Source organism: Enteractinococcus fodinae (assembly GCF_031458395.1).
Taxonomy (GTDB): domain Bacteria; phylum Actinomycetota; class Actinomycetes; order Actinomycetales; family Micrococcaceae; genus Yaniella; species Yaniella fodinae.
Map to the genome: position 1 here is coordinate 2,333,708 of NZ_JAVDYJ010000001.1, position 26,000 is coordinate 2,359,707.

The following is a 26,000-nucleotide window of genomic DNA, read 5'->3' on the forward strand; positions in this document are numbered from 1 at the left end:
GACATGCAACAACACATCATTGACACCCTGGGAGTCCAAGCTGACATCGACTTAGACTCCGAAATCGTGCGCCGCGTGAACTTCATGGTGGACTACCTGCACCACACCCGCGCCAACGGACTCGTGCTGGGGATCTCCGGCGGAGTGGACTCGACCGTTGGCGGTCGGCTCTGCCAAATGGCCGTAGAACAATACCGCAGGGTGAATCCTGATTGGAAGGGTAAATTCTGGGGCGTACGGCTCCCCTATCATGTCCAAGGCGACGCCGACGATGCCATGGCGGCCATCGAGTTCATCGAACCCGACGAAGACATCGAACTGCAGATCGGCTCCGCCACCGATGCGATCGGCGAAGCGTTCACCGCCGCCCTAGGTGAAGAGCCCACCGACTACAACCTCGGCAACGTCAAAGCCCGGATGCGCATGGTCGCCCAATACGCGATCGCCGGTCAATACAATGCGCTGGTGGTCGGCAGCGATCAGGCCGCCGAATCAGTGACTGGGTTCTTCACCAAGTTTGGTGACGGCGCAGCAGACCTCATGCCACTAGCCGGACTGACTAAAACCCAGGTTCGGAACATGGGGACCCGCCTGGGTGCCAGCGAACGGCTCATTGAGAAAGTCCCCACCGCAGATCTGTTGACCGATAATCCAGGCCAAACCGACGAAGACGAACTGGGCATGACCTATGCAAATATCGATGCATACCTGTTAGGTCAATCGATCCCGGACGAAGCCCGCGAGAAACTCGAAACCACGTATAAGCGGTCTGAACATAAACGCCGTCTGCCCGTTCGCCCATCAGATACCTGGTGGGAGTAAACAGCACAGGGCGAAGCTATTAACACCGTAGGTCTTGCCGAGAGACAAGGAGGGTGCATGTGGTTCAGCGACTCAGCATCCAGCATGCCACCCTCGTCTTCGGTGAGGATGCCGGTCTTTTTGGTGTAGACCTCACGGTAAATGCCGGTGAGATTCACGCTCTGCTCGGGCTCAACGGGTCGGGAAAAACCACGCTCATTCAAGCAATCTTGCAGATGCTTCGGCTGCACAAGGGCACGATCAGTTTCGATGGAGTCTCACTGGCTAATCTCCCGCCCGGTGCGTGGCGGCGGGTCGGGCATCTGGTGAACCAACCGTTTGCGTATCCAGAACTGGATGCTGCAACAAACCTGGCGCTGGCGGCCCGACTCAAAGGGATCGAAACAGCACAGATCCCCAATTCGGTAGACGCCGCGATCACCGACCTAGGGCTGGAACGATACCGTCACGTGGCGGCACGACGCCTATCGCAGGGCAATCGCCAGCGCGTAGGTCTAGCAGCGGCCTTGCAGCACCACCCGGATCTCGTCGTCCTTGACGAACCCACAAATACCTTAGATCCGGCGGGCGTGCTGCGCTTACGAAAGCTCCGCTTGCACCGTGCAGACCAGGGTGCTGCGATCCTCGTCTCCAGTCACCACCTGGATGAAGTTGCGCGGATTGCAGACCGCATCTGGGTGCTCAATTATGGCCGGATGATCGGGGAACTTGAGCCTGGCACACCAGATCTGGAGCGCGCGTTCTTCCAGATGGTCCACGCTGACGATGAGCTAAGGGCCTCATGAAAGCGCTTCGCACTGCCCTATACGTTGAGCTCCGCAAAGCCCGGGCATCTCGGGTTTTGCACCTCACCGCAATCCTGCTCATGGTCGGTATTACGATACTGGCCATCGCGCTCACGATCAGCGTCAACTCTGGCGATGAGCAGGTGCTGGCAAAACTTGGTCCCCTGGCTGACACCACCGGCTGGCTGCTGCTCATTGGGATCACCGCTCAGGTCATCGCTGCCGGTGGACTGCTGGCCATCGGGATCGCGATGAGCTGGATGTTCGGGCGAGAATTTACCGACGGCACCATCAGCGGTCTCTTCGCCCTGCCCGTGCCGCGATCCATCATTGCCCTGGCGAAACTTGGGGTTCTGATGCTGTGGGTTGTGGCCGTATCGATCGGTCTGACAGCACTGATCCTCGTCAGCGGCCTCGCGTTGAATCTCGGTCCGCTGACCAGCGAGATACTCCTGCAGCTCGGACGCCTGCTAGTCCTGGTCGTACTGACCGGTCTGCTGACTTTCCCGGCCGCCTGGGTCGCCACTCTGGGCCGTGGGCCTCTGCCTGGTATCGCAGCCACCGTTGTGGTCTTAGTGATCGCACAAGTTACCGTCATCGCTGCCCCAGACAGCGCAGCGTGGTTTCCACTGTCTGCACCAGCACTGTGGGCGATCATGCCCGAGGCCGTGCATCTCGGACAGCTTGCCACCGTCGTGATCGTCCCGGCTCTTTTTGCAGTTCTGACCGCTCTGAGTTGGCAGCGTCTTCAATTGCACCGCTAGTGCTGAGTAGGCTCAATACCCTCCTTGCACAGCTCGATAAATATACCGCCTGTACCCCTTTACTATGAGTTGCATCATAGGCATAGTGTAAGAACTGACTAGGCATTTTCTTACGAAGTGTCAGTGTATCGAGATGTGCGTCACATGGCACGATGATGGTGAGTAGTATTCATCGCACGTGGGCTGCACCGTCCCATGCAGGCGTCAACCTCGGTTTCCGGCAAAACCAGCAAAGGAAGTTTCATGAGTCTAGCGAATACATCTGAAATCACTGAGGCTATGAAAGCCGAGGGCCAGCGAGCATACGAGTTGGATCGTAAACATGTATTCCATTCCTGGTCAGCCCAGGACGCGTTAGATCCGCTGACAGTGGTGAAGACCGAGGGCTCTTTCGTTTGGGATGCCGATGGTAAACGCTACATCGATTTCTCGTCGCAGATGGTCAACACCAACATCGGGCACCAACACCCCAAGGTTGTGGCGGCCATCCAAGAACAGGCCGCGACCATCGCCACGATTGCCCCGGCCCATGTCTCAGCACCTCGTTCCGAGGCCGCTCGACTAATTGCCGAACGCGCTCCCGAAGGCATGAATCACGTGTTCTTCACCAACGGTGGAGCCGATGCCAATGAGCACGCGATTCGCATGGCGCGTCTGCACACCGGCAAGTCCAAAGTCCTTTCTGCCTACCGCTCCTATCACGGTGGTACAGATCTGGCCGTGAACGTCACCGGTGACCCGCGGCGCTTCGCCTCCGATACCGCCACGCACGGCACCGTACACTTCATGCCTTGTTATCCGTACCGCTCGTATTTTCACGCCGAAACCGAGGAAGAAGAAGTCCAGCGTGCGCTCGAGCATCTTGAGCAGACCATCGTGCTGGAAGGTCCCGAGACCATCGCGGCGTTGATCCTTGAATCGGTACCGGGCACTGCGGGCATCTACGTCCCGCCAGAAGGCTACATGGCAGGCGTCCGCGAACTGACCAAAAAATACGGCATCATCTTTATCGCCGATGAGGTCATGTCCGGCTTCGGGCGCACCGGCACCTGGTTCGCCATCGACCTGTGGAACGTCACGCCGGATCTGATTACCTTTGCCAAGGGTGTGAACTCCGGCTACGTACCGCTTGGTGGCGTGGTCATCAATGAAGCCATTTACAACACCTTCCGCGAGCGCGTGTACCCGGGTGGACTCACCTACTCCGGCCATCCGCTGGCTACCGCTGCAGCTGTTGCCGCTATCGAAGCGATGGAAGAAGAACAGATGCTGGAAAACGCGACTCGCCTAGCCAGTGAGGTCATTGGACCTGAACTCGAGCGACTGAAAAACGAGCACCCATCGGTCGGAGATGTGCGTGGAGTCGGTTGCTTCTGGGCAGTCGAGCTGGTCACGAACCGCGACACCAAGGAACCACTGGCAGCATACGGTGGGAGCTCACCTGCCATGGGCGAGGTCATCGGCAAGTGTAAGGAACTGGGCCTGCTCGTCTTCGCGAACTTCAATCGCATCCACGTGGTCCCACCACTGAATACTTCAGACGACATCATGCGAGAAGGGCTCGCACTGCTGGATCAGGCGCTCGCACTCGCCGACCGGCACTATCAAGGCTGACAGACTTCGGCGGTGTAAGTCCGGTCCACCACGGGCTGTCACAGCCACATATACCTACTCCGGCACAAGCCGGAGAGTTTGCACAATTATTCACACCTCGAAAGTTGAGTGACAAGTATGTTTGCGTTACCAACAACCACGTGGCTCGTCCTCGTAGGGGTCCTGGGCTTCTGGGTCGTTTACACGGGCGTGTTCTACGTGATCTCCCGAAACTGGGCCGTCGAAGATGCCGACTATGACAAGACGGGAGATCCACAGTGAGCATTGATCTGGTACTGCTTATCGTGTACTTTGCGGGGATGCTCGGCATCGGTGTTTGGGCGATGCGCCGCAGCACGAAATCCCCAGAAGGCTTTCTGCTAGCAGATCGTAGTATCGGACCTGCAGTGACCGCCCTGCGCCTGCAAAGTTCGTCAATGTCAGGCTACATGTTCCTCGGCGCCGGATCGCTGGCCTACACCCAGGGCTACTACAGCATGTGGTACGCCCTGGGTGACGTCGGCGGTGGCGTACTCAACCTCTCGATTATCGGCCGCCGCATGCGCAAGTTGTCGCAAATGCTCGGCTCGATTACGTCGATTGGTTACCTTGAGAATCGTTATCCATCTCGCTGGACCCGAGCCATCGCAGCTCCGATTGCGCTGTTTTGCATGTTCTTCTACGTCCTGGCCCAGTTCCTAGCTGGTGGTCAGGGCCTTGCCATGGTGACAGGGCTGTCCGTTAACGTGGCCCTGATTATCGCCGTCGGAGTCATCGTTGGGTACACCTTCCTCGGTGGGTACCTCGCAGTTGCCTACACGGACTTCTTCCAAGCCATCATCATGGTGGTGGGCATGCTGTGGATCTTGATCGCCAGCCTGCAATACGTCGGTGGGCTCACCGCGGCCAACGAGAATCTGGCCAACGTCAACGAGAACCTCCTGACAATGTGGGGCGCTGAAGGCCAGTACTTCGGCCAGTGGGGCATCATTATCGGCGCGCTGTTAGTCTTTTCAATTGGTTACATTGGCTGGCCACACGTCAACGTCAGCCACATGGCAATGCGGCGACCATCGGTGGCGCGCCAGGCCGGTCTCTACGCGACCATCTTTAATCTGCTGTTTATCCCAGGCGCCTACCTGGTGGGGATGACCGCGATCTTGATCGTGCCCGGGCTGGAAAACCCCGAGCTGGCGATCTTCGAAGTAGCGGACACCGTCCTGCCAACGTTTGCAGTCGGGATCGTCATGGCAGCGATTATGGGTGCGATCATGTCCACCGCGGACGCCCTGCTCTTACAAGCCGGAACAATCGCCTCGCAAGATCTGTGGGCGCGTTTCTTCCAGCGGTCGATGAGTGAACGGACTTCGGTCAACGTTTCGCGTATCACCATTATCTTGCTGGCCGTCATCGCAACGATCTTGGCGATTACCGAACCTCCGGGAGTCTTCGACGTGGTCGTGTTCGCGACCTCGGTGCTCGGCTCAGCTTTCGTGCCAGCGTATATCTGTGCAGTCTGGTGGAAGAAGGCGAACACGGTGGGAGCGATTAGCTCCATGGTCATCGGGACTGTCGCGTCCGTTTCGGCAGAGCTGCTCGGCAGCACCGATGGCATCGGTTTTGATCCGATGGTCATTGGCATTACCTGTTCGACGGTCGCCATGATCGTAGGTTCGCTGCTCACCCAGCACTCACATCCTGTGCCAGAAGGTGTGCGCCGGGCAGTGGCTGAGACCGCCCGAGTTGCACCTGTTCCAGCACGCATGGTCGCAGGCGAAGACAGCACGTTAGCAACTCAACGTCCAGGTGAAGGGACCCGCGGTGCTCACTGACACACAGAAACTGGCCCCTGAGCTCGCGTGGCCGGTCAAGTTCTCGGCTGGAGAGGCTCGAGCTCTGGTCAATCGACGGTTGAAACAGCGGACTGATCTGAAGGCAACGCTGTATCACCATCCGTTTCTCGGGCTGGTGTTTCAGGGTCAGCAGCATCGACCAGGCTGGCTTTCGTCGATGGTCAGGACCCAGCAGAGAGTTGAGCTCGTCCGTGCCCACGTTCTGGTGGACCTTGTCGGAGGCCGAGCGTATCTGAGCGATGCGTGGAAGACCGAAGACTTCGTGGCTCTCAACCCAGGTGACGAGCCCAACCTGATCAGCGATCCTGAACCACAGGTGGATGAGGCGACTGCCATCGGCGCGGCTCGCTCGATCTTAGCCGGGGTCGTTCTGCGTCGCCGAAAGATCACCGCCATCGGCGCTCTTGAACTCGTGGAGACACCACTGCGGTTGGGTAAGCCCAACTGGTGGGTGACAGACCAAAGCGACAACGGGTCCGTTGAAGTGATCGTTGATGGGATTACGGGTAAGCACTACGCCTTTTCGGCTTGATCCTTATTCAACGCACTAATTCAAGAACTCAAGACCGCAGTAGCTGCTCGAGCTGCTGCGGTCTTGCGGTTAACCGTCTAGTCGTCCACCAAGTGGGAAGCGCCAGCATTGGGGCCGATGCCTCGTATGCTGAGCTGCAGGACGTATTTCACCATCGGGCGGATTGCGTCTCGATCCACGAAGTTAGTGGTCTTGCGATAGGTATCGAGTATGGTCTGTTCTTCTGGCGTGCGCTCCGCTGGGTCCAGCCGGGCAATGGTGCGTTTCCGCATGGCCATCGCGATGGTGTGAACCCCGCTGAGCTGTTTGTAATCGATCGCGCCGCGGAGATGAAACACCTTAATATGGGCAAGCACCTCATCGGTGAGATTTTTGATGAGCCAGTCTTGGATGAGGCGACGATTCTTTCCCACCTCGGGATCTGAAATGCCGCAGGTGAACAGGATCAGGTTCTTGTCCCCGAGCATTTCGATCTCTTTGCGGAGGAACTTGCAACCCAAGACTTTGCCTCCGGCGCGCAGCGGAGCACCGTAAATAATGGTGTCGTACTCTTGCATATCTTCGAGCCGTATGCTGCGGCGATCAAATACGTCACACCACAAATCGACCGCCAACCACTGAGCATACTGCTGAGTTGCCCCATATTCTGAGCGGTACACAACCACGGCCCTGGTCATCTATCGGTCGCTCCTTCCCCGTCGAAATTCTCTAGCTCAAAGCGCTGAGACTGGTCACAGCATATTTGGCTAATGTCCCCATAAACGGGGACCGTCTTCAACGAAGATGTATGCGCCTGTCAGATGACCCAGGCTTGTTCAACTCTTGTTTTACGGCTCAAGCAATCGGCATCTAAAGCCCGAGTCCTGCTACTCCTGGTCTGCAGGCAGGTGGTCATCTGCCCAATAGTGGACGGCGTCGCGAACGAACTGCGGCCCAGCGGGAGACACGCGGTTGTAATTGGCTGCGAATCGTTCGTCGTCCACATACATTTGCGTGATCCCCTTGAGCATCGCCTTAGACATAGGTTGGCTCTGCATGGCTGAGCGCAACCAGGCGACGTGACGTGCGGCGACCTCCTGGGCTGCGGCAGCATCAGGCGCGATACCGGAAGCGATCACCTGATCCCACGCAGCGTTGAGGTCTTCGACCTCCTGACGGAACGCTGCTTGGCCTTCGTCGCCGAGTTCGGACCACCATTCGTTGGAGCGATCTGCGGCGTCATTGCCCCAGCGCTCCCGGACTTCGGCGTCGTATTGGGTGTGGTCAAAGCCTTCGAACATATCTTTAGGCATGATGGGCTGTCCTTTCTGTAGGGCCGCGATCGTCGCATCAAGTGACTGCAGCTGGCGATCTATGCGCTCTTGTTCGGCTTGAAGTCGTGCACGGTGTGTTTGGAGAGCCTCGATATCACGAGTTTCTCCGTTCAGGATCTCGGCGATATCTGCCAGGGAAAGACCCAACGGGCGCAACAGCAAGATCCGCTGTAATCGCACCAGCGCGCGTTGGTCGTAATACCGCAGACCGCCGGGGCCTCTTCGAGTTGGGTGAAGTAGGCCGATCTGGTCGTAGTGTCGCAGGGTCCGGGAGGTAATACCCGTGGCTTCAACCACCTGGTGAATCGACCACTCCATGTCGCCTCCTCGCAGCTGTCTTGTGGTTTCAACACTGTTGTACCGCTTGACGCAACGTCAACCACAAGTCCGCACTACAACCGCGCAGCTCGAAGAGCTCGATTATCATTCGGAGACGATCAGGTATGCAGAGGTGGCTCCCGCCTTTGCGAAGAACAGGGGCTAACAGGGACGCAGTGACGTACCTGGGAGGAGCCAAGATCTACCCCAGGGCTTTGGGCTCACTGTCGCCCTGCTTGTTGAACCTTCAAGCCACCGCGCGCTCAGCGCTGCGACGCCGCAGCAAGTACGCCGGGATCCAAATGACGATGGCGATCAGTGCCAGGACCACCCCGGCCAGGGCTGGTGCGGAGTAGCTGAAGCCAGCAGCAATGACTGCACCGCCAATAGCAGCACCGGCAGCGTTGGCCATGTTCAGCGCCGCGTGGTTCAGCGCGGCCGCCAGAGTTTGAGCATCGTGAGCCACGTCCATGAGTCGCACTTGCAAGGTGGGTGCCAAACACGTTCCGAAGAACCCACAGAAGCCGAAGGTAATGGTCCCGGCAACCGGGTGAGTCGAGGTGAAGTAGAAAATCGTCAAAATAATCGCGATCATGATGAGAGCTAAGAGCACGCCCCACTCGAGATTGCGGTCAGCAAGACGACCACCGAACCAGTTCCCGGCGACTGAACCAACACCGTAGGTCATCAGCACTAACCACAAGAGATCGGGGTCGAGGCCGGCACCTTCGGTCATGGTCCAGGAGATATAGGTGTAGATCGCAAACATGCCGCCGGAACCAACGGTGCCAATAGCAAGGGTAAACCACACCTGGCTGCGTCCTAGTGCGCCGATCTCGGTGCGAGGCCTGGTCGGTTTCATACTGACCATATGCGGCATCAAATACCACAGCATAATGATGGTGATCAGTGCGAACACGGCGACCAGTGCATACGCGGCAGGCCATCCCATGGCGCTGCCCAAGGCCTCAGCGGCGGGCACCCCAATGACCGTGGCAACCGCCAAACCCATGGTGATAAATGCGACGGCGCGACCTCGTTCAGTCACCGGAGCCATAGAGGCCGCAGACAATGCGGCAACAGAGAAATACGCCCCGTGTGGTAACCCAGCGATAAAGCGGGAGATAATCAGTGTCTCGTAGGTGGCAGCGAAAACGGAGATCACGTTGCCGATCAGGAACGCGCCCATCAGCAACAGCAACAAGCGTCTACGCGGCATCAGCCCCGTAAACACCGTAATCAGTGGCGCACCCACCACGACACCGAGCGCATAGGCACTGATGATCACGCCGGCTTCGTTTTCCGAGATCTGAAAGTCTTCGGCAATGGTGTTCAGCAAGCCCATGGACACGAACTCGGTCGTGCCAATCGCGAAGGAACCAAGCGACATGGCCAGCATCACGGCAAGCCGACGACGGTCACCAATCTCAGTCTGCCGGGGACGTGGTCGACGTTCTGGGATCCAAGACGGAGAATACCGATTTGTCACACCACGGAGTCTACCGCTGTCAGCTTCGACCTGTAACCGCCCGATGCACCATGGCGGCGATGGTTCACTTCAGGCTATACACAAGGCGGGGCAGGACAGTTCGCACCGTTTCCAAGCTGTAGGACTTCAACTGGGGCGCGCAAACCGGGCGGTTTCGTTAGGGTCGAATGTTGTGAACTTTCGGAACAGTCCAATGACGGAAGGAGTTCTTTGTGATCCGGCAACTCAGCGGCAAGACCGGCAGTACGCCCACCACCCAGCGACGATACTCTCGGCCAGCACACGATAAACACGCCCCCGACGCCGAAGTGAAACGCGCGACAACGGCCTCGGCCATTGGGAACGCAACAGAGTGGTTTGATTATGGGATCTATGCGGTCGCCACCGCCTACATTGCCCACCACTTCTTCGAGCCCTTCGAATACCCGATGCTGCTGACTCTAGCGACGTTCGCTATTTCGTTCATCATTCGCCCGCTGGGTGGCTTCGTGTGGGGACCACTGGGTGACCGGATCGGACGCAAAGGTGTTCTCGCTGCAACCATTTTGATGATGTCAGCGGCCACCTTCCTCATTGGACTTCTACCGACCTATGCCACCATCGGTGTCTGGGCACCAATATTGCTCATCCTGCTACGAGTAGTCCAAGGCTTCTCCACCGGTGGTGAGTACAGTGGTGCCCACTTTCATGGCAGAGTACGCACAAAATAAACGACGCGGATTCTTCGGCTCTTTCCTCGAGTTCGGGACGATTAGCGGCTATGCAGTGGGCGCGGCCCTCATGCTCTTTTTGGAAACCATCCTCACGAGCAGATGCTTGCCTGGGGCTGGCGTCTACCGTTCTTACTGGCACTCCCCTTAGGACTCATCGGGTTCTATCTGCGCAATAAGCTGGAAGACACCCCAATCTTCCAAGACCTCCAGAAAGAGCAAGCAGCAGAAGAAGCTGCCGCAGCCAAAGAACAGAACAAGCCAGTCAGCAAGGACGAAGCGCCAGAGAAACCCGGACTGGGCGAGCTCATCAAACAGTATTGGCGACAACTCCTGGTCATGGCAGGTATGGTCACCGCGCTGAATATCGTCAACTACACGCTGCTGACCTACATGCCGACCTATCTGGAGCAACAGCTCGGCCTTAATGCACAGGCCGCTTTGACGGTTATTTTGATCGGTGAGCTCGCGATGGTCGCGTTCATGCCGTTTGCTGGTGCTCTGTCTGACCGCGTGGGACGCAAGACGTGCTGGAACATTTCGTTGGTCGGTATCGGTGTGCTTGCGATTCCACTGTTCTGGCTGATGGGGATGAGCTTTGGTCTCGCGTTGGTTGGCTACGCAATTTTGGGGCTGCTCTTCGTTCTGCAGCTTGGTACCATTTCTGCAACCTTTACTGCGATGTTCCCAACCCAGGTCCGGTTTGCAGGCTTTGCGAGTAGCTACAACGTCGGCACTGCCCTGTTTGGTGGGACAGCAGCACTGGTAAATGATTTCTTCGTTGAAATTACCGGAAGCCTGTTGGTCCCCGCCTTCTACATGGCAATCGCTTGTGTCATCGGGCTAATTGCGGTGTACTTCATGCCCGAAACCGCCAGCGCTTCACTGGAAGGTGAGCAGGTGCCCGGCTCGATCGGTTCGCCGGTTGTTGCTGGTACTCCCGCCTACGTCGCGCTGGAAGAAGGAAAACAACCGGATCAACGCGGTCTGAGCGATGACGAAATGCGACAAGTCATGTAGGACTCGCAAAGTTTCGCAGCCTCCCAATCGACGGAGGCAAAGCAACACTCATAACGTTTAATGGAGGCATGGAGCAATGGTCGTATTAACTCAGGGTATGAAGTTTGCCATGAACGACCTTCGACAAAGCTACGCGCCTATCAGCTGTGGAAATTTGTCTAAATCTGTCAAAAGATACAGGTATGTCTATTCTCTCAGCACTCCAGGAAATTCCGAATAATGACCGAATATCCTACCTTCAAGACTATTTTTCACCTGACACGCCGACCTATTCGGGTGCACATTTCAACTCGTTCCAAGTGAGCGAGAAATCGAGCAACCAAATGACGCTGGCCGATCTCTACTCAGTGAATCTTCTGGCTCTAGACATCCCCGGAAGCGCAGGACTGTCGATCCTAGGAACAGATGCCGCATCAATCACCGGCCTCCTCAAGGAGATCCCGGACGAACCAATCGGAAAGCTAACCGACACCGAATTTGCTGCATATTTGGGGAAAGAATCCGCAGCTTGGCAACTGTGGAAACTGCTCAAGAGTTACCATGGGATGGGGATAGCGAGAGTTAGCAAACTTATGGCACGAAAACGCCCCCACTTAATCCCCATCCGCGATTCCATCGTAGCTCGTGTGGCAAAATTCAAAAGTGGGGATGACGATTGGCACCTTTGGTGGAAAACCCTTCATGACAACCCTGAAATTGAGACTCAAGTCGAGTGCCTTCGAAAAGAGGTAGATCAGCCCACTCTTTCCACATTGCGTGTGTTAGACATACTTCTCTGGTATTCCGGCAAGTCTGGCATTCATAAAAATAGCTAACTAATTCAGTGAAACGGACATCCGACAGGCTTATAATTCATAACGGCATCACACCTCCCAGGGATCAAGTCAGTTTCTCTAAAATCTGTCTCGCTCGCCAATCTAGACTCCAGAAGAGCCCTCGAGGGTCCCAGACTAGAATGAGCTGGCCTGATACGCGCTAGACGGTCGCAGCAAAATATGTGGACATAACAGAATAAATCATGCTCACGAGACGATCCCGATTCTTCCTCCTTCTGTAATGGGTCCTCGCCGCCCATCCTCACATTCATGTCTTTTCGATAGGCGCCAGGGATTCGAAGTTCACGCCTCGAGAGCACTCCGATATAACTATTACTTTCATCCAACAGCTCACCATCAGTGACCGTCTCCAGAACATCTAAATGACATGTTCAACAAGATTTTAAGCCTAGTCATGTCGCGGTAAGGGGCTGGCTTTCTCCTCTTTACCTACCTCGCATCACGCGCAAAAAGCGGGATGTCACAATAGCTAGAAACTACTAAGACCTAGGGCTTGATCGGTGTTTCAAGAGTGTCCGCTGCTGACCTGCAGGTCAGTCCCACACGAACCCGTCGTAGAACGCGAATCATGGAAATGAGTGCTTCCATTCTTTCAATCTCTTGATTCGTAGCGCGTACCCAACAACAATTATCGATGAGACATAAGTCACAATCCCTGCGAGGTGTAGGTTATGTTCCCCATCCCCCCACCAGGCTCCGAGGATCGAGAACGAATCATCGAAGAACATAAACGATGCATTGGTTTTATGAAAGGTATCCCCGGTAACTCGATTGTCCGAACGGAAAGTCCTGGAAGTGTCGTCGGCGTACATGGCGGTATTCATGAGGATAAACAACTTGCAAAAGTTTTAGTTCGTATGCGAGCTCAACAACCCGGCGCACACGGAGGTAAACTAGTTGCAATTTGTTTAGAACCTGACAAGGCGTGGCGTATCGGTCAGCTGTCAGGCATTCGCGGAGTGCCGCCAAAATTCGTGGACGACCGAATCTTCGACAACGAACAAGACATCCAACATGAGATCTTTTTGATGCGTTTGGATCAGTATCCGGAGAGAGACGGTATGCCAGAACATTTTCACGAAGGTTGGAAGCGGCGAGACGACAACTGGGCAACCACTTAGCAACTGATTACGGGGTTTGAAGCATAGCTTTCAGGCCCCGTCTTTTTGTATCTTCGACACCCCTATAACCATTTAGAGCTCTACTTTGAAGAGGCGAGGCATTCAATGACTGAGAACGTTTCCCAGGTCGACTACCCTATCGCACCAGACTGGATGAGGATTACTGCTTATGCAGATAAGTGGTCAGTAAATCAGGGCGACCAAATCCGTTTCTATGTCAATTGCGACGGACCGTCAGAATATGAAGCGCAGTTAGTAAAACTCATTAACGGCAACACTGACCCGGCAGGTCCCGGAGCAAAAGAAATACCCACCCCGGCACCTTTCAACGGAAAGCATGCTGGAAGGAAACAAATCATCAACTCAGGGTCTTATGTTTTGATAGAAGACCGTGAGCCGCTGAACCTTCAGAGCTTTACCATCCAGGCCTATATCTGGCCCACCATGCCTCACAAACCTGAGGGCTACTGGCGCCCGGGGCCCCAAGCGATCCTCTCTAAGTGGTTTGAGGGGCGTGGGTACGGGCTGTTCATTAACGATGACGCTGAAGTAGAACTACGCATTAATAACACCGTTCTCACTTCGGGCGCTCCTGTCCGTGACCGTGCTTGGATCTTTGTGGCGGCTTCGTACGATGCCGATACTGGCCAAGCAGTTCTTTATCACGAGCCTCAAATTCGGTACGCATTAGATCCCCAAATATCCCCAGTCGAACAGTCCGGTGTGGCACCCCCTGAAAGAAGCGAGACCCCGCTTTTCATAGGGGCCTCCCCGAAACAGCGAGATGAGGGCCCCCAAGGTGCCTCCTCAGTACCTCGAGGCTTAGTACTGGGGTCTCACTTCAACGGTAAGATCGATAGTCCCCGAGTAGCTTCGCAAGCGCTATCCCGTCTTGACATAGAGAGACTCAAAGCTGGTGAAGCAACGGGACTAGACGAGCGCCGTGGAACGGGGCCTACAACTGAGATCGCCGCGAGCCTAGTGGCATCGTGGGACTTCGGGAAAGAGATCACCACAACTCGTGCTTATGACGATGGGCCTTACAAGCTACATGGCAAGCTAGTGAATTTACCGACTCGCGCAATGACAGGACATAACTGGACCGGTAGGGAGACAGACTGGAAACGAGCCCCAGAAGAATACGGTGCCATCCACTTTCATGATGATGACCTGGACGATGCTCGCTGGGAGGTCGATTTTACTTTCGATGTTCCTGACGATATGAAGTCGGCGGTATGGGCTGTGAAACTGACGAGTTCTGAGGGAGACGAGGATTATGTACCGTTCATAGTTTGCCCTCCCGTCGGTAAAGAAACCGCAAAAATCGCAGTGATTCTGTCTACTCAGAGCTACATGGCTTACGCCAATGAGCACCTAGCCGCTAACGCGGGTGCCGCCGAGCTGCTGGTGTATCGCGTTCCCATCATGCAAGAACAAAACATGTTCCTAGCAGAGCATCGCGAATACGGGAGTTCACTATATGATACTCATACTGACGGATCAGGAGTCAGTCTCTCCTCTCGCCTAAGACCAGTCCTATCGTTCAGACCGAAATACGATCATTTCCTAGCGCAAGCGCCATGGCAATTTCCAGCTGACTTACATCTGATCGACTGGTTGACGGAGATGGGCTACGAGTTTGACGTTATTACCGATGAAGAAGTCTCCTACGATGGGTTAGAAAGAATTGAAGGATATAACGTACTTCTGACGGGCACCCATCCTGAGCATCACGATGTACATTACCTCAACAATATTCATGCGTATAAGGAACGCGGCGGGCGATTTATGTATATGGGTGCCGATGGGTTCTATTGGATTCATACCTATCATGGCTCCTACGGCCGGGGAGAGATCACAGAGATGCGCCGCGCAGAGTCCGGGATCCGAACTTGGCGTGCAGATCCCGGGGAATATTATCATCAATCAAACGGGGCTCTAGGCGGCATGTGGCGTTTCGTCGGCCAGTACTTGCACGCGGTTGGTGGCACCGGTATGTCCTCCGAAGGCTTTGATATCGGAAGCTACTATTCGAGGACTCCTGAGTCGAACAATCCGCGCGTAGCATGGGCGTTCGAAGGCATTGACTATGACGAGCGTCTAGGGGATTTCGGCCTAGTATCCGGCGGCGCTGCCGGGCTTGAACTGGACATCGTAGATACGACTTTAGGATCGCCACCTCATACTCTGCTCACTGCCACATCTGCAGGTAGACATACCGAGGGGTATCTCCTCGTAATGGAAGATTACGGCTTCAGTCAGGCAGGAATCGATGGAACTCAGCATCCCCGTGTGAGGTCGGATATAGCTTTCCATGAAACTCCAAACGGCGGAGCCACATTTGCCTTCAGCTCTATCGCTTTTTGTGGGTCGCTGTCTCACAACAACTATGACAACAACATTTCTCGACTAGTCAAGAATGTTTTGGACCGATTCTCCCAGGATGGCCCTCTCCCAGAACCAGGCGAAGAGCATTTCATACATCGCGGCAGAAAAGACTATGACCCGCAACTCAACTACACACGGGTCGACAACACACACGGGGAGACATCGGAATGAGTGCGCAAGTAAAACTCGGAGTCCCCCACCTTAGAAATCCAAGACTTCCCGATTTCGGCGACGAAAGTACACATCTCTGGAGCCGTTGTTGGGTAGCTGTAGGAGTCGACGCCATGCTCAGCAAGCCCGGGCAAGTTCTACCAGCGACCATCGGTAACCACGGAGTGCACGTACTCCGCCACGACGATGGAGCACTGGATGCAGGATACAATGTCTTCCAACAAGGCTCGTGTTGGAATATCCCGGTGCAATGCGGAAACGGCTATAAGATCGAATGTCCGTACGTTTCATGCGGACATAGTCGCGATGGGGGTGTATTAGACCCTCGAGATGAATCCGAGCGGCGATTAGTTCGCCAACTTGTTGGAGATCGTCCCTCTCGGCGGCCTCTACTCCCATTTGAACAGATAGGCCCCATTCTCTTCGTTGCTATGCCCGGTAACCGAGTGGATCAGCTGTACGAGCAGATCTCACCAATCTCTAGTTGGGAGCATGATCTCTTACAGGCAAGCGCGCATAACTATTCCGGTTACATTCGACGAGAGATCACTGGAAACTGGCGCGTTATTGGGGATTACCTGCAGAGTGCTTCAGAGCTCGAATTAGAAGGGGTTATAGAAGCTAGGGTCGCTCCGCCAAATTTAGTAGCGGTAAACGGGGAAGGCTGGGTGGCGCTCGCCACTGTTAAACCGATCAGTATGACACGGTCTGAAATCACTATCGCGAAATTTGGCGAAACTCCGGAGGTGCAATGGACCGAAAGCTGGATGAGCATCATTGCAAAAGGTGGCTTTGATTCTATAGTTTCCGGTCCCACCGCCCAATGGGCAGAAAAGTTTTTCATATAATTCCAAGGAGCGGTCCATGCACGAAGACTCATGGTTTCGTAGCGAGCCATGCCAAGCCCACCCTATCGTTAGCAATTTAATCTCTGACTACGTCCGTTATCGTGCAATCGAAATTAACCTCGTAGTAGATCTATGGGCAAGCAGCAGCTACCTCCTACAACCCTTAGCTGAGAAGCTGAATACGCCCAGTAGCCAGCCGGTTGTGGCCGGTATCTCTCCGGCTGAGCACGAAGACAAAGTGAGAACAGAGGATATTGGATATCTCTCGCCCCATCCCGCTGGGATAACCGCTGAGTGGTTTCCGAATCCTGACCTTGTAGTAGGCATTCCACCTCGGCGCTGGAAACCTAAACGAACCAAACGGCTAAATAACGATAGCCAGTCCGTCGCCCTGACGGATGATCCAGCAAACATCGCGCTCATCGACGCTTGCCAGATGCTGTCCCCAGAAGGATTAGGTTGCTTTGTCGTGGGACCTGGCTTGCTAATGCGCCCCGGGCCCGGAACGGTCATGGCTAACTTGGCGAAGTTCGGTCTATTCATAGACGGGATAGTCGTACTTCCTCAAGGCAGCACTCAGCCGAACATCGGAGCAGGTCAAAATCTATTAGTTATATCCCGAACTCAACGGACACCCCAGGTTCTTGGTCGTTTGTCTCCTGAATGCCCCAACTTAAAGGACATTATTAAAACTTCCGTATAAGCTATACACCGCATGCAAGAGATGGCAGCTAAGTTCCGCCGCCGTTCATCAAAGACCTTCTCCTGCACCGCAAACGTTGCAGGAGGTCTGACATGCTTATGAACGCTGATCTTCGAGCACGGCGTGTGCTGCCCAAGCACCGGGCATGCCGTGGACACCAGCACCAGGTGGGGTCGCAGCCGAACAGATATACAAGCCATCGACACCCATCCGATAGGGCTCCAACGTCAGTCCCCCGCGGAGAAGTGACTGCAGACCGTCCATCGAACCACCAGCCACATCACCGCCAACCAAGTTGGGGTTCCACTCCTCTAACGCATCAGGATCCCAAACTTTCTTCGCAGTGACCTTACTGCCAAAGCCCGGTGCGTACCGCTCAATCTGCGCCTGAATTAGATCAGCAACATATTCTCGGTCTTTGGTAGCCGGCTTATAGCCGTGCGGGACGTGGGTATAAGTCCATACAATGTGTTTACTTCCAGACGCCCGCGACGGGTCGGCCGCCTGCGGTTGCACTAACAAAACGAATGGCCGATCCGGAATCCGGCCCGCATTGACTTGAGCCTCTGCCAAGCGGATCTCCGCGGCACGGCCACCGACGTGGACAGTCGTTGCGTTGTTAACTCGATCATCCGCCCAGGGCACCGGACCGTCTAATTGCCAATCGACTTTGTACGCCCCGGGGCCGTAGCGCCAACGTTGGAAGCGTTGGGCCGTATATTCAGGAATCTCACGCAGCTGCTTACCGCGCATAACTAAAGCTTGCGCAGGGGTGATATCTAAGACCGTAGCTCGAGCTGGTGGCAGCGCATCTAAATCTGTCACCTCGTGGTTTGTGAAGATCTCGCCATCATACTCACGGACCACTTGAGCCAGTGCCTTCGTCAGCGCCCCTGTACCACCCTTGATCACCGGCCAGCCCCGAGTCATGCCCAGTGCTGAGAACAACACCCCAAATGTCGAGGTGAACGGATGACCGAGTGGCGTATTGGCGTGCGCAGCGGAGCCAGTAAATAATGCTCGAGCGGCCTCTTCGCGGAACGCAGTGCGGACGAACCACGACGAGGGCGCGGAGCCAAGCATGCCAAACCGTGCCATTTTTACCGGCCGGTGCGGGAAGCGCAGCAACGGGCGCAGGATTTGTTCGAGGTAGTCGTCAATTGAGTTGACCACTCCCCTGTGGGTCAGTCGCCACGCGGTAGAGTCCACGCCCAATGATCGGGCGGTCTTGCGAATATCGCGGTGCAGAATCGCAGCAGGTGCGTCATCGAATGGGTGAGCCATCGGGTACTCGGAGTGCAACCATTCCAGCCCGTGCTCTTCGAGCCCTAGATGCCGGAACACCGGTGATGCGACACCGAACGGGTGCGCTGCAGCGCCCAGATCCACGATCGAGCCATCACCGAATACATCGGTCGAGGCGGCGGCTCCCCCGACGATCTCGTTGCGTTCGTAGATCCGCACGTGCCATCCTGCACGCGCCAGCATGGCTGCGGCGGTGAGTCCGTTCGGGCCCGAGCCCACAATGTTGGCGTGTGGTCTCGCCGTGACTGACATGGTGATTCCCCGCTTGATGCCGGTGTCGATGGGCTACGTTTTGCTGGTACCAATGTACCGCACTGCGTGAGCATCGACGAGGCGTAACGCCCTAGGTTGCAGGGATCGTTTAGGACTGGTTAGACAGCGGAGGCGCACCTCACGCCTACAGTTACCCGCATTACAAACTTAGGATGAGAGCCAACCGATGTGAACGCAGGGACATCCTGACGGCCCGAGCGACTAACTACCCCACCAGAAGAGGAAAGCATGACCACCTCAACCCAATTCGACCTCAAACCACAGCTGATCGAATCGATGCACCAGCTGTACCGCGAGCTACATGCCTCACCCGAACTATCCATGCAAGAACACGACACCGCAGACCGGCTGGAACAACTGCTCGACGAACTCAACATTGAGCACTTCCGCTGCGGCGGCACCGGCGTGGTTGGCGTCCTGCGCAACGGTGAAGGCCCCACCGTTGCTTTCCGAGCTGACACCGATGCGCTCCCGGTCGCCGAAGCCACCGGCCTGGACTACGCATCGAAAGCCACCGGCAAACTCGACGACGGCACCGAAGTACCGATCATGCATGCCTGTGGTCACGATACTCACATGGCCACCGCGATCACCGCCCTGCGCTATCTGGTGGCATATAGTGAATCCTGGTCAGGGACCTTGGTGATGATCTTCCAACCCGCTGAAGAAATCGCTGCCGGAGCACAGGCGATGGTCGACGACGGCCTGTGGGATAAAGCCCCAAAACCAGAGGTGGTCTATGGCCAGCACGTCAGACCATCACTCGCCGGAACTGTCAGCTATACCCCCGGAGATGGCATGGCGATGGCAGACTCTTGGCGTGTAACCCTCCATGGTCAGGGTTCACACGGCTCACAGCCCCAGGATTCGATCGACCCCATTGTGTTGGGCGCCCACATCATTACCCGGCTCCAAGGCATCGTATCTCGCGAAATCGCTCCGTATGCTGCAGCCGTCGTGACAGTTGGGACTTTCCACGCCGGTCTAAAAGAAAACATCATCCCGGACTCCGCCGAATTCACCCTCAACATCCGCAGCCTGAAACCGCGCACCCGAGACACCGTACTTGCCGCCCTGCGCCGCATTATCAAAGGCGAAGCAGCAACCTCTGGCGCCCCAGAACCCACTATCGAAGAGATCTCTACCTTCCCGCGGAACTACAATGACCCCGACCAAACGGCAGCCGCCGTGGCCGCACTGCAACAAGAACTCGGGGACGATGCCGTACGCGAGGTACCACCAGCGATGGGCTCGGAAGACTTCGGCATCCTTGCCTCGTCGATTGGCGTGCCTAGCGTGTACTGGATGTTCGGTGGGCACACCCAAAAACGACTGGAATCCGGCCAGGTACCAGTCAACCACTCACCCAACTTTGCTCCGGTACTCGAACCAACGCTGACCACCGGTGTGCGAGCTGCCCTGACGGTGCTGATGTCTAAGCTCGGTTCCTAGACCATAAAGGATGCTGTTTTCTCGAGGGTCATCGCTGAGTAAAGTTAGTAACCCGGAGCCTGGCCACAAGTTGTTAGAGCAGAGGTAGGTAACGTGATGAAAAAAGATCCTGAAGGTAAGTCTGTAAAAGATGATTCCGCCCAGCCGCAAGCATCAACACCAGACGAGCCGATGACAGAGCAAGAGATAGCGCTGACAGAAACTTCGAGCCAAGTTCCAGAGACCGGCCAAAAACCGGTGCCTACAGGTGAGGATGAGGCCGCGGAGGAAAAACGTATTGCTCAGGAACGTGAACTCGACAAAAAGCTCGGCACCGAAGACGAGTAACTCGGAGCGCACCTCGCATTTACAAGCAGCCTATGACTCGAAGTATTCAAAAACTGCGGGCGTGATCGCACTTATCGCGACCAATCACCTGGCCATCGGCGAGCTATTCTTCGTCTCTTGCGGTGTGCACGCTGTTCGGCTCTGCCCAGGTCTCGCTCCTGTCTTCTCCAGAGGAGAGGCACAGGAGCGAGAGACTATGTACTGACGAGTGTAGTCATGAAACTCTAGAAGATTACATAGACTTTTCGTACGGTCTCTGTGATGTTCCATCGGCCTGTCCACCCGACCGGAAGTATGACCAGATCGCCCGAACCAATGGCATGGACCTCGCCGGTTGCCTGATCGGTGATCTCTCCTTTACCTGAGAGGATATAGGCAACTTCAGTATCCTGACGGTCGTCTACGGGCCAGCCCCCAGGCGTGCATTCCCAAAAGCCGACGTCAGCTGCGGCCCCGTGTTCTGCTTCGAGTATTCGCAACTGCGGATCCCCTTGATCCGCGCCAGGCCGTTGGCCTATTGCTTTCAGTCCTGATTCCAGGTCATAGCCTGAAATTTTTGTCATAGCAGTACTTGTCATTGGTGTGCTCCTGTCAAGGGGTCTATCGTCTAATCGATTTTTCGAAGAGATGGACTAACTGTTTCTCAAAGTCATGACGATTCACGACGTCTGGCCACGGTGGGCCTTGTAAACGATTTCGCCGCATTCGATTGTCAACACGTTTTTGGTCGTGCAAATGCTAGTGGGTTGGTCTGATGTGATGTCATCAAACGGGTTCCGGTTCGCGACTGCCAAGTTCGCTACAGCACCTGGTGTGATACGACCGTAGTCGCGATCCAGTCTGAGTTGCCATGCGGATCCACTGGTATAGGCCTTGAGCGCGGTATGCAGATCAATCGCTTCATCCAGTTCAAGGGGTTCATTCATGGCTGCCGTTTGGTCAAGAACGTGCGGGTACGTTCGATTCACAGCGACGTGAATTGCTTGCCATGGATCTGCACTTGAGACTGGCCAGTCTGAACCCATGCATAGGTTCCCGCCGCTTTGCTGAATCGACGAGAACGGATATTGCCAGGAGGTTCGTGTCTCTCCCAGCTGTGGAATCGTGTGTTCAAGCATCTGAGGATCATATGCCGCCCACAGCGCCTGAATATTAGCTGTCGCACCAACAGTTCCAAAGCGCTGCACATCGTCGGGATGCACAATTTGGATATGAGCAATATGGTGCCGTTGGGCTGCTGCTGGGTTGCGGCGCCGGGTCTCTTCAATAGCATCCAGTGACCAGCGCACGGCACGGTCGCCGATGGCATGGAAGTGTAAATCAAACCCGGCAGCATCCAGGGCCACGCTGACAGCCATCAGTACATCGCGTTCGAGATAGGTCAGACCACGATCATGCTCACCGGCAGCCGGGCTGCGACCCATGCCAAGGGAGTCGCAGCGACAATAATCCTCGAGCAGCGCCGCTGTCTTATTCTCCGGAACCCCATCCACCATGATCTTTGCGGTGTGGGTCGTGAAGCCAGCATGGGCGTTTGTCTGTCGACGTTGTACAAACTCATCCACGAGGGAAGGCACGGTCTCAATTGTGAGCTCTCGAGGAACCCAGAGCGCACCGGTAACAGTTTCAGCGACTGTTCCGGTCAGACGGGCATTTCGGTAGGTTTCCGATACATCAGGATAGCCAGCATATTCACCGAGGATGGCGTCCTGCCACCCGGTTACTCCCACGGAATGCAAATAGTCCCGGGCTGCTATCAGCCCAGCCGCGTATTCTTCAGCACTGTGGGGTGGCAACACATGATTGAGCAAGTCCATTGCTCCCTCGTGGAGCACCCCTGTAGGTTGACCCAAGGCGTCCCGCTCTATCACGCCGTCTTCGGGGTCGGGCGTCTGAGACCTTATGCCCGCTAGTTTCATAGCGGCGGTGTTGACCCATGCCGAATGATGGTCGGCACTGATGAGATACGTGGGCATATTGGCGGTCACCGCATCTAATTCTTTCGCGGTCGGGCCGCTCGAAGGAAAGAATCCGGTGTACCACCCACCCCCAAAGATCCAATCCGTGTTGTTTGTCTCAGCTGCTTTGCGCTGTGCCACATAGTTTTGAACGGCTTCTAAAGTCCCCGCATGACTGTCCGCCTCAGTCAGGTCGCAGGCATTTCGTTCCATGCCGCCATAAATGGGATGAATATGTGCATCTATGAATCCCGGCGTGATGAGGCCGCCGTTCACATCAATGATTTGCGCGTCGCTGTCGATCAGGCCCAGCAGCTCCTCGTCGGTGCCGACCTTCTCGATGCGCCCGGCGATGACCAACACAGCTGTGGCGGTGGGATGGAGCTCGTCCCCGGTGAAAACACGTCCAGAGCGCAGCAGTAAGGGCACCTCATGAGTACTTTCGAGTGCATTCAGATCTGACATACGACTCCTTCTTGGGCTGGCCGCATCGGTACGGCGCAGGACTGTGTTTCGGCCATCAGGAGTCAAACCCGATGCCGATTTTGTCCAGCGCTCGTAAGAACAGGGAGCGCTCACCTTGGTTTCGATCGGCTCGAATCATTTGGTTCCGCATGATTTGGACGCCAGCCCACGTCGCCGGCTCCGGTGGAAATGGGATGGGTTTCTTGCGAACAAGTTGCAGTCGCGTCAGCTCCGTTTCTTGCCCCGAGAGCAAGTCCAACATCACCTGTGCCCCAAAACGGGTGGCCCCTACGCCGAGGCCGGTGTAGCCGGCCGAGTATGCGACGCGGCCGCGGTGTGAGACGTCAAAGAATGCGAAGAATCGCGAACAAGAATCTATTGCTCCGCCCCAGGCGTGACTAAATTTGATGCCTTCTAACTGCGGGAAAGTGCCATAGAAGTGGGCTACCAATTTTTCGAAGGTTTCATCGCGGTAGTCGTATTCGGAGCGCACTTTGCGGCCAAAGTGGTAAACCGCATCGTAACCTCCCCACAGGATCCGAAATCCACCGTCTTCATCGATGGTTGGACGGGAGTAGTGGAATCGATTATTGAGGTCGGCCAGCCCAATCATTTCATTCCAACCGATCGCTTCGCGTTGTGCGGCAGTCAGCGGTTCGGTCATCAGGGCGTAGTCATACAGTGGCAAGGTGTATAAGTGGTGGCGTTTCAGCAGCGATGGGAAGGCGTTGGTTGCGAGCGCTACGCGGTTAGCCGTGATGTGGCCTTCGGGCGTGACAACCCGCAACGTTGCCCCCTCATCGATGAGCCCTTCGGCCGGGGTATGCTCAAAGATCTGGACACCCAGGTCGCGGCACACTCTTGCCAGTTCCCAGGCAAGCTTTGCCGGATGAACCAACATCGTGCCGGTGTAGTCGCGCTCGCCAGCGAGGAAATCTGGGGAGTTAATAAGGTCTCTGGTTTGGTCTGCATCCAGAAAATGTTCCTCTCCTTGCAGCCATTCGACCTGGTGAGGTTCGGTTGCGACGTTGAGGCTCCCGTCAGTGTGCAGTTCGATATCCATGTCATATCGCTGGGCGGTCTCGCGAATCTCCGCGAGATTCTGAATGCCCAGTTCGGTGAGTTTGGCGTTTTCTTCGGGCAAGTGGTTTTCGCCATTTGCGTCGCCGTGCACCAAGGAGTACTCACAGAAACCGCCGTTTCGACCGGACGCGGCCCACCCGATACGTTGCGCTTCGATGAGCACGACGTTTCGCTTTGGGTCACGTTCCTTCGCTTGCAGCGCGGTCCACAGCCCCGTGTAGCCTCCGCCCACCACAAGAAGGTCGGTTTCGATACTGTCGTGAAGTGCTGGGGATGCTGCAGGGCGTGTCGAGGTGTCTAGCCAATACGGCGCGTATTTCGTCTCCGTCAGCGCCTGCTCAATAACGTGTTTTGGGATGTTTCGTTCGTGCTGATCAAAAGTAAGATCGTGGTACTGTGCCACAGTGTCTGTCCGTTCCTGACGCTTTCAATAGGCCCGATCCAAGCTAGCCACGAGGATCTGTGTGGGATAAGAGCAGAGTGCTTATTTCTTGCCCGTGATGACATCCGCAGCTTGGGCAATCCAAGGGGTGGTCGTCTTACCTTGCAACTCCTGGTGGTCGGCGACCCCGTAGGCCTTATAGAGTCCTCGGGTGGCTAGCCACCGCAGTGGTTCCGGTTCCCATTTGCGAACCCGATGGTTTACCCACGGCAGGGACACCAAATCGGTGTGCTGACGAAGTATAAGATCACGAATCGTACGCCCGGCCAGGTTGGTTGAGGTAACACCCGTCCCCACGTATCCCCCGCCCCAAGCGATACCAGATGGTGCATCGAAGCCCACCGTGGCCGCCCAATCTCGTGGTACACCAAGCACCCCGGACCATAAATGATCTATTTGTGCCCCGGTAGTCATGGGAAAGAACCGGAATAACAATTCGCTGAGTTTTTGTGCGGTCGCTTCCTGGGTTGTCCCATCGTTGTCGGTGCGAGAGCCGTAGCGGTATGGCACGCCCCGTCCCCCGAAAGCGATTCGGTTGTCTTGTGTCCGCTGGGCATAGATATAGACATGCGCGAAGTCTCCGAGCACTTCGCCGTTGTCCCAATGAATCTCATCCCAGATATGCTGCGCGAGTGGCTCGGTGACAATCAGGGACGAATTCATGGGTAACCACAATCGTTTGAGGCCCTTGAGGTTCGCGGTGAACCCCTCGGTTGCCCGCACGATGGAGTCCGCCCGCACGGTACCGTGCGTTGTGATGAGCTCGCGGGGACGTATTTCTTCGACGGTGGTGTTTTCGTAGATCGTGACCCCGAGCCGTTCGACGGCGTCGGCTAATCCTGACACGAGCTTGGCGGGATGCACCCGGGCAGCGTGGGGATGCCATACTGCGGCTCGGGTATTGGCTACATTAATCCGCGATGTCGCCTCTTCACGTTCCAAAACGTGCAAACCGGTGGATTGCCACCTTTGCTCGGCCGCTGCGAAAGCGCGGAGCCTAACTTCTTGGGCCGGGGTGTAGGCGACGCCAAATTCGCCACCTTTGACTACCTCGGCATCGATCCCCTCCGCCTCGGTGACGCGAATGACTTCATCGACGGTGTCATTCATTGCCTGCTGGAAACGTTCAACCGCGTCGGTGCCAAAAGTCTTGACATACTGGTCACGCCCGCCGGTGATGGAGTTGGTGAGCCACCCTCCATTGCGGCCCGAGGCGCCATATCCAACGTGTTCTTGCTCGAGGACAATGACGCGCAAATCTGGTTGCGCCTGCTTCAGATAGTAAGCACTCCACAGCCCGGTGTAGCCTGCTCCAACAATCGCGACGTCACACTCCAGGTCCCCTGGCAGGCCGGGGCGTCGGGGCGGAATGCCGATCTCTTGCCACCAGTGGGAGACTCTGCCGTTAATCATACGTATCGTCCTTTAG

At 56.0% G+C, this 26,000-nt stretch carries 22 protein-coding genes and 2 pseudogenes; 16 read left to right on the forward strand and 8 right to left on the reverse strand.

Annotation, left to right across the window (positions count from 1 at the left end; all coding sequences use genetic code 11):
• The first annotated feature begins 3 nt into the window (after positions 1 to 3).
• From nadE to J2S62_RS10910, 7 genes and pseudogenes are all read left to right on the forward strand, one after another.
• Entirely contained in the window at positions 4 to 822 is an 819-nt protein-coding gene (nadE, locus tag J2S62_RS10880; RefSeq protein ID WP_310174613.1) for an ammonia-dependent NAD(+) synthetase, read from the forward strand.
• A 59-nt stretch (positions 823 to 881) separates the two neighbouring features.
• Entirely contained in the window at positions 882 to 1,607 is a 726-nt protein-coding gene (locus J2S62_RS10885) for an ABC transporter ATP-binding protein (RefSeq protein ID WP_310174615.1), read from the forward strand.
• Positions 1,604 to 2,371 carry an ABC transporter permease gene (locus J2S62_RS10890; protein ID WP_310174616.1) on the forward strand — a complete coding sequence of 256 codons (768 nt, stop codon included), beginning with the start codon at positions 1,604 to 1,606 and terminating at the stop codon, positions 2,369 to 2,371. Before J2S62_RS10885 ends, J2S62_RS10890 begins: the two co-directional genes overlap by 4 nt.
• Before the next feature lie 243 nt (positions 2,372 to 2,614).
• Entirely contained in the window at positions 2,615 to 3,985 is a 1,371-nt protein-coding gene (locus tag J2S62_RS10895; RefSeq protein WP_310174618.1) for an aspartate aminotransferase family protein, read from the forward strand.
• Positions 3,986 to 4,102: 117 nt separating this feature from the next.
• Entirely contained in the window at positions 4,103 to 4,246 is a 144-nt protein-coding gene (locus tag J2S62_RS10900) for a hypothetical protein (RefSeq protein ID WP_310174620.1), read from the forward strand.
• Between the two features lie 62 nt (positions 4,247 to 4,308).
• Positions 4,309 to 5,520: pseudogene (locus J2S62_RS10905) on the forward strand (sodium/proline symporter); the annotation flags it as partial.
• 265 nt (positions 5,521 to 5,785) lie between these two features.
• Complete coding sequence (locus J2S62_RS10910) at positions 5,786 to 6,349, forward strand: hypothetical protein (RefSeq protein WP_310174624.1); 564 nt, start codon at positions 5,786 to 5,788, stop codon at positions 6,347 to 6,349.
• Positions 6,350 to 6,426: 77 nt separating this feature from the next.
• Here the strand turns inward: J2S62_RS10910 and J2S62_RS10915 are convergent, their stop codons facing one another.
• From J2S62_RS10915 to J2S62_RS10925, 3 genes are all read right to left on the reverse strand, one after another.
• Complete coding sequence (locus J2S62_RS10915) at positions 6,427 to 7,026, reverse strand: flavodoxin domain-containing protein (protein ID WP_310174626.1); 600 nt, start codon at positions 7,024 to 7,026, stop codon at positions 6,427 to 6,429.
• Between the two features lie 189 nt (positions 7,027 to 7,215).
• Positions 7,216 to 7,980, reverse strand: coding sequence for a MerR family transcriptional regulator (locus J2S62_RS10920; protein WP_310174628.1), 765 nt, complete (start codon positions 7,978 to 7,980; stop codon positions 7,216 to 7,218).
• A gap of 247 nt (positions 7,981 to 8,227) precedes the next feature.
• On the reverse strand, positions 8,228 to 9,469 hold the full coding sequence (locus tag J2S62_RS10925; RefSeq protein ID WP_310174630.1) for an MFS transporter: 1,242 nt from the start codon (positions 9,467 to 9,469) through the stop codon (positions 8,228 to 8,230).
• Positions 9,470 to 9,777: 308 nt separating this feature from the next.
• Here J2S62_RS10925 and J2S62_RS13585 point away from each other — a divergent pair.
• From J2S62_RS13585 to J2S62_RS10955, 7 genes and pseudogenes are all read left to right on the forward strand, one after another.
• Positions 9,778 to 10,330, forward strand: a pseudogene (locus tag J2S62_RS13585) (MFS transporter).
• On the forward strand, positions 10,282 to 11,199 hold the full coding sequence (locus J2S62_RS13590) for an MFS transporter (RefSeq protein ID WP_407649966.1): 918 nt from the start codon (positions 10,282 to 10,284) through the stop codon (positions 11,197 to 11,199). The pseudogene J2S62_RS13585 and the gene J2S62_RS13590 overlap by 49 nt, the downstream one beginning before the upstream one ends.
• Positions 11,200 to 11,381: 182 nt before the next feature.
• Positions 11,382 to 12,014 carry a DUF6308 family protein gene (locus tag J2S62_RS10935; RefSeq protein ID WP_310174633.1) on the forward strand — a complete coding sequence of 211 codons (633 nt, stop codon included), beginning with the start codon at positions 11,382 to 11,384 and terminating at the stop codon, positions 12,012 to 12,014.
• Between the two features lie 692 nt (positions 12,015 to 12,706).
• Positions 12,707 to 13,156, forward strand: a complete 450-nt coding sequence (locus J2S62_RS10940) for a hypothetical protein (protein ID WP_310174635.1) — start codon at positions 12,707 to 12,709, stop codon at positions 13,154 to 13,156.
• Positions 13,157 to 13,261: 105 nt separating this feature from the next.
• A complete protein-coding gene (locus J2S62_RS10945; RefSeq protein WP_310174637.1) occupies positions 13,262 to 15,715 on the forward strand; it encodes a N,N-dimethylformamidase beta subunit family domain-containing protein in 2,454 nt (817 codons plus the stop codon).
• A gap of 446 nt (positions 15,716 to 16,161) precedes the next feature.
• Positions 16,162 to 16,563 (forward strand): hypothetical protein, encoded by a 402-nt coding sequence (locus tag J2S62_RS10950; protein ID WP_310174639.1) that lies wholly within the window; start codon positions 16,162 to 16,164, stop codon positions 16,561 to 16,563.
• Between the two features lie 16 nt (positions 16,564 to 16,579).
• Positions 16,580 to 17,266 (forward strand): hypothetical protein, encoded by a 687-nt coding sequence (locus J2S62_RS10955; RefSeq protein WP_310174641.1) that lies wholly within the window; start codon positions 16,580 to 16,582, stop codon positions 17,264 to 17,266.
• Positions 17,267 to 17,362: 96 nt separating this feature from the next.
• On the opposite strand, the gene J2S62_RS10960 is transcribed toward J2S62_RS10955, so the two are convergent.
• Positions 17,363 to 18,823, reverse strand: coding sequence for a phytoene desaturase family protein (locus J2S62_RS10960; protein ID WP_310174643.1), 1,461 nt, complete (start codon positions 18,821 to 18,823; stop codon positions 17,363 to 17,365).
• Positions 18,824 to 19,072: 249 nt separating this feature from the next.
• Here J2S62_RS10960 and J2S62_RS10965 point away from each other — a divergent pair, with 249 nt between their 5' ends.
• The gene (locus tag J2S62_RS10965; RefSeq protein ID WP_310174645.1) at positions 19,073 to 20,296 is read left to right on the forward strand and encodes an amidohydrolase; all 1,224 of its coding nucleotides are present in this window, start codon (positions 19,073 to 19,075) and stop codon (positions 20,294 to 20,296) included.
• 93 nt (positions 20,297 to 20,389) lie between these two features.
• On the forward strand, positions 20,390 to 20,623 hold the full coding sequence (locus tag J2S62_RS10970) for a hypothetical protein (RefSeq protein ID WP_310174646.1): 234 nt from the start codon (positions 20,390 to 20,392) through the stop codon (positions 20,621 to 20,623).
• Between the two features lie 224 nt (positions 20,624 to 20,847).
• Here the strand turns inward: J2S62_RS10970 and J2S62_RS10975 are convergent, their stop codons facing one another.
• The 4 genes from J2S62_RS10975 to J2S62_RS10990 all read right to left on the reverse strand — a co-directional run bounded on the left by J2S62_RS10975 (position 20,848) and on the right by J2S62_RS10990 (position 25,984).
• The gene (locus J2S62_RS10975; protein WP_310174647.1) at positions 20,848 to 21,201 is read right to left on the reverse strand and encodes a cupin domain-containing protein; all 354 of its coding nucleotides are present in this window, start codon (positions 21,199 to 21,201) and stop codon (positions 20,848 to 20,850) included.
• An 81-nt stretch (positions 21,202 to 21,282) separates the two neighbouring features.
• Entirely contained in the window at positions 21,283 to 23,046 is a 1,764-nt protein-coding gene (locus tag J2S62_RS10980; RefSeq protein ID WP_310174649.1) for an amidohydrolase, read from the reverse strand.
• 55 nt (positions 23,047 to 23,101) lie between these two features.
• Complete coding sequence (locus tag J2S62_RS10985; protein WP_310174651.1) at positions 23,102 to 24,532, reverse strand: NAD(P)/FAD-dependent oxidoreductase; 1,431 nt, start codon at positions 24,530 to 24,532, stop codon at positions 23,102 to 23,104.
• Between the two features lie 81 nt (positions 24,533 to 24,613).
• Positions 24,614 to 25,984 (reverse strand): NAD(P)/FAD-dependent oxidoreductase, encoded by a 1,371-nt coding sequence (locus tag J2S62_RS10990; RefSeq protein ID WP_310174653.1) that lies wholly within the window; start codon positions 25,982 to 25,984, stop codon positions 24,614 to 24,616.
• Positions 25,985 to 26,000 lie beyond the last annotated feature (16 nt).

Excerpts from the sequence above, each read along its gene's own strand:
- J2S62_RS10935 (WP_310174633.1), top strand. The coding sequence starts at position 11,382 with ATGTCTATTCTCTCAGCACTCCAGGAAATTCCGAATAATGACCGAATA.
- J2S62_RS10980 (WP_310174649.1), bottom strand. The coding sequence starts at position 23,046 with ATGTCAGATCTGAATGCACTCGAAAGTACTCATGAGGTGCCCTTACTG.
- J2S62_RS10960 (WP_310174643.1), bottom strand. The coding sequence starts at position 18,823 with ATGTCAGTCACGGCGAGACCACACGCCAACATTGTGGGCTCGGGCCCG.
- J2S62_RS10945 (WP_310174637.1), top strand. The coding sequence starts at position 13,262 with ATGACTGAGAACGTTTCCCAGGTCGACTACCCTATCGCACCAGACTGG.
- J2S62_RS10895 (WP_310174618.1), top strand. The coding sequence starts at position 2,615 with ATGAGTCTAGCGAATACATCTGAAATCACTGAGGCTATGAAAGCCGAG.
- J2S62_RS10920 (WP_310174628.1), bottom strand. The coding sequence starts at position 7,980 with ATGGAGTGGTCGATTCACCAGGTGGTTGAAGCCACGGGTATTACCTCC.
- nadE (WP_310174613.1), top strand. The coding sequence starts at position 4 with ATGCAACAACACATCATTGACACCCTGGGAGTCCAAGCTGACATCGAC.
- J2S62_RS10955 (WP_310174641.1), top strand. The coding sequence starts at position 16,580 with ATGCACGAAGACTCATGGTTTCGTAGCGAGCCATGCCAAGCCCACCCT.
- J2S62_RS10940 (WP_310174635.1), top strand. The coding sequence starts at position 12,707 with ATGTTCCCCATCCCCCCACCAGGCTCCGAGGATCGAGAACGAATCATC.
- J2S62_RS13590 (WP_407649966.1), top strand. The coding sequence starts at position 10,282 with ATGCTTGCCTGGGGCTGGCGTCTACCGTTCTTACTGGCACTCCCCTTA.
- J2S62_RS10915 (WP_310174626.1), bottom strand. The coding sequence starts at position 7,026 with ATGACCAGGGCCGTGGTTGTGTACCGCTCAGAATATGGGGCAACTCAG.
- J2S62_RS10890 (WP_310174616.1), top strand. The coding sequence starts at position 1,604 with ATGAAAGCGCTTCGCACTGCCCTATACGTTGAGCTCCGCAAAGCCCGG.
- J2S62_RS10900 (WP_310174620.1), top strand. The coding sequence starts at position 4,103 with ATGTTTGCGTTACCAACAACCACGTGGCTCGTCCTCGTAGGGGTCCTG.
- J2S62_RS10990 (WP_310174653.1), bottom strand. The coding sequence starts at position 25,984 with ATGATTAACGGCAGAGTCTCCCACTGGTGGCAAGAGATCGGCATTCCG.
- J2S62_RS10965 (WP_310174645.1), top strand. The coding sequence starts at position 19,073 with ATGACCACCTCAACCCAATTCGACCTCAAACCACAGCTGATCGAATCG.
- J2S62_RS10975 (WP_310174647.1), bottom strand. The coding sequence starts at position 21,201 with ATGACAAGTACTGCTATGACAAAAATTTCAGGCTATGACCTGGAATCA.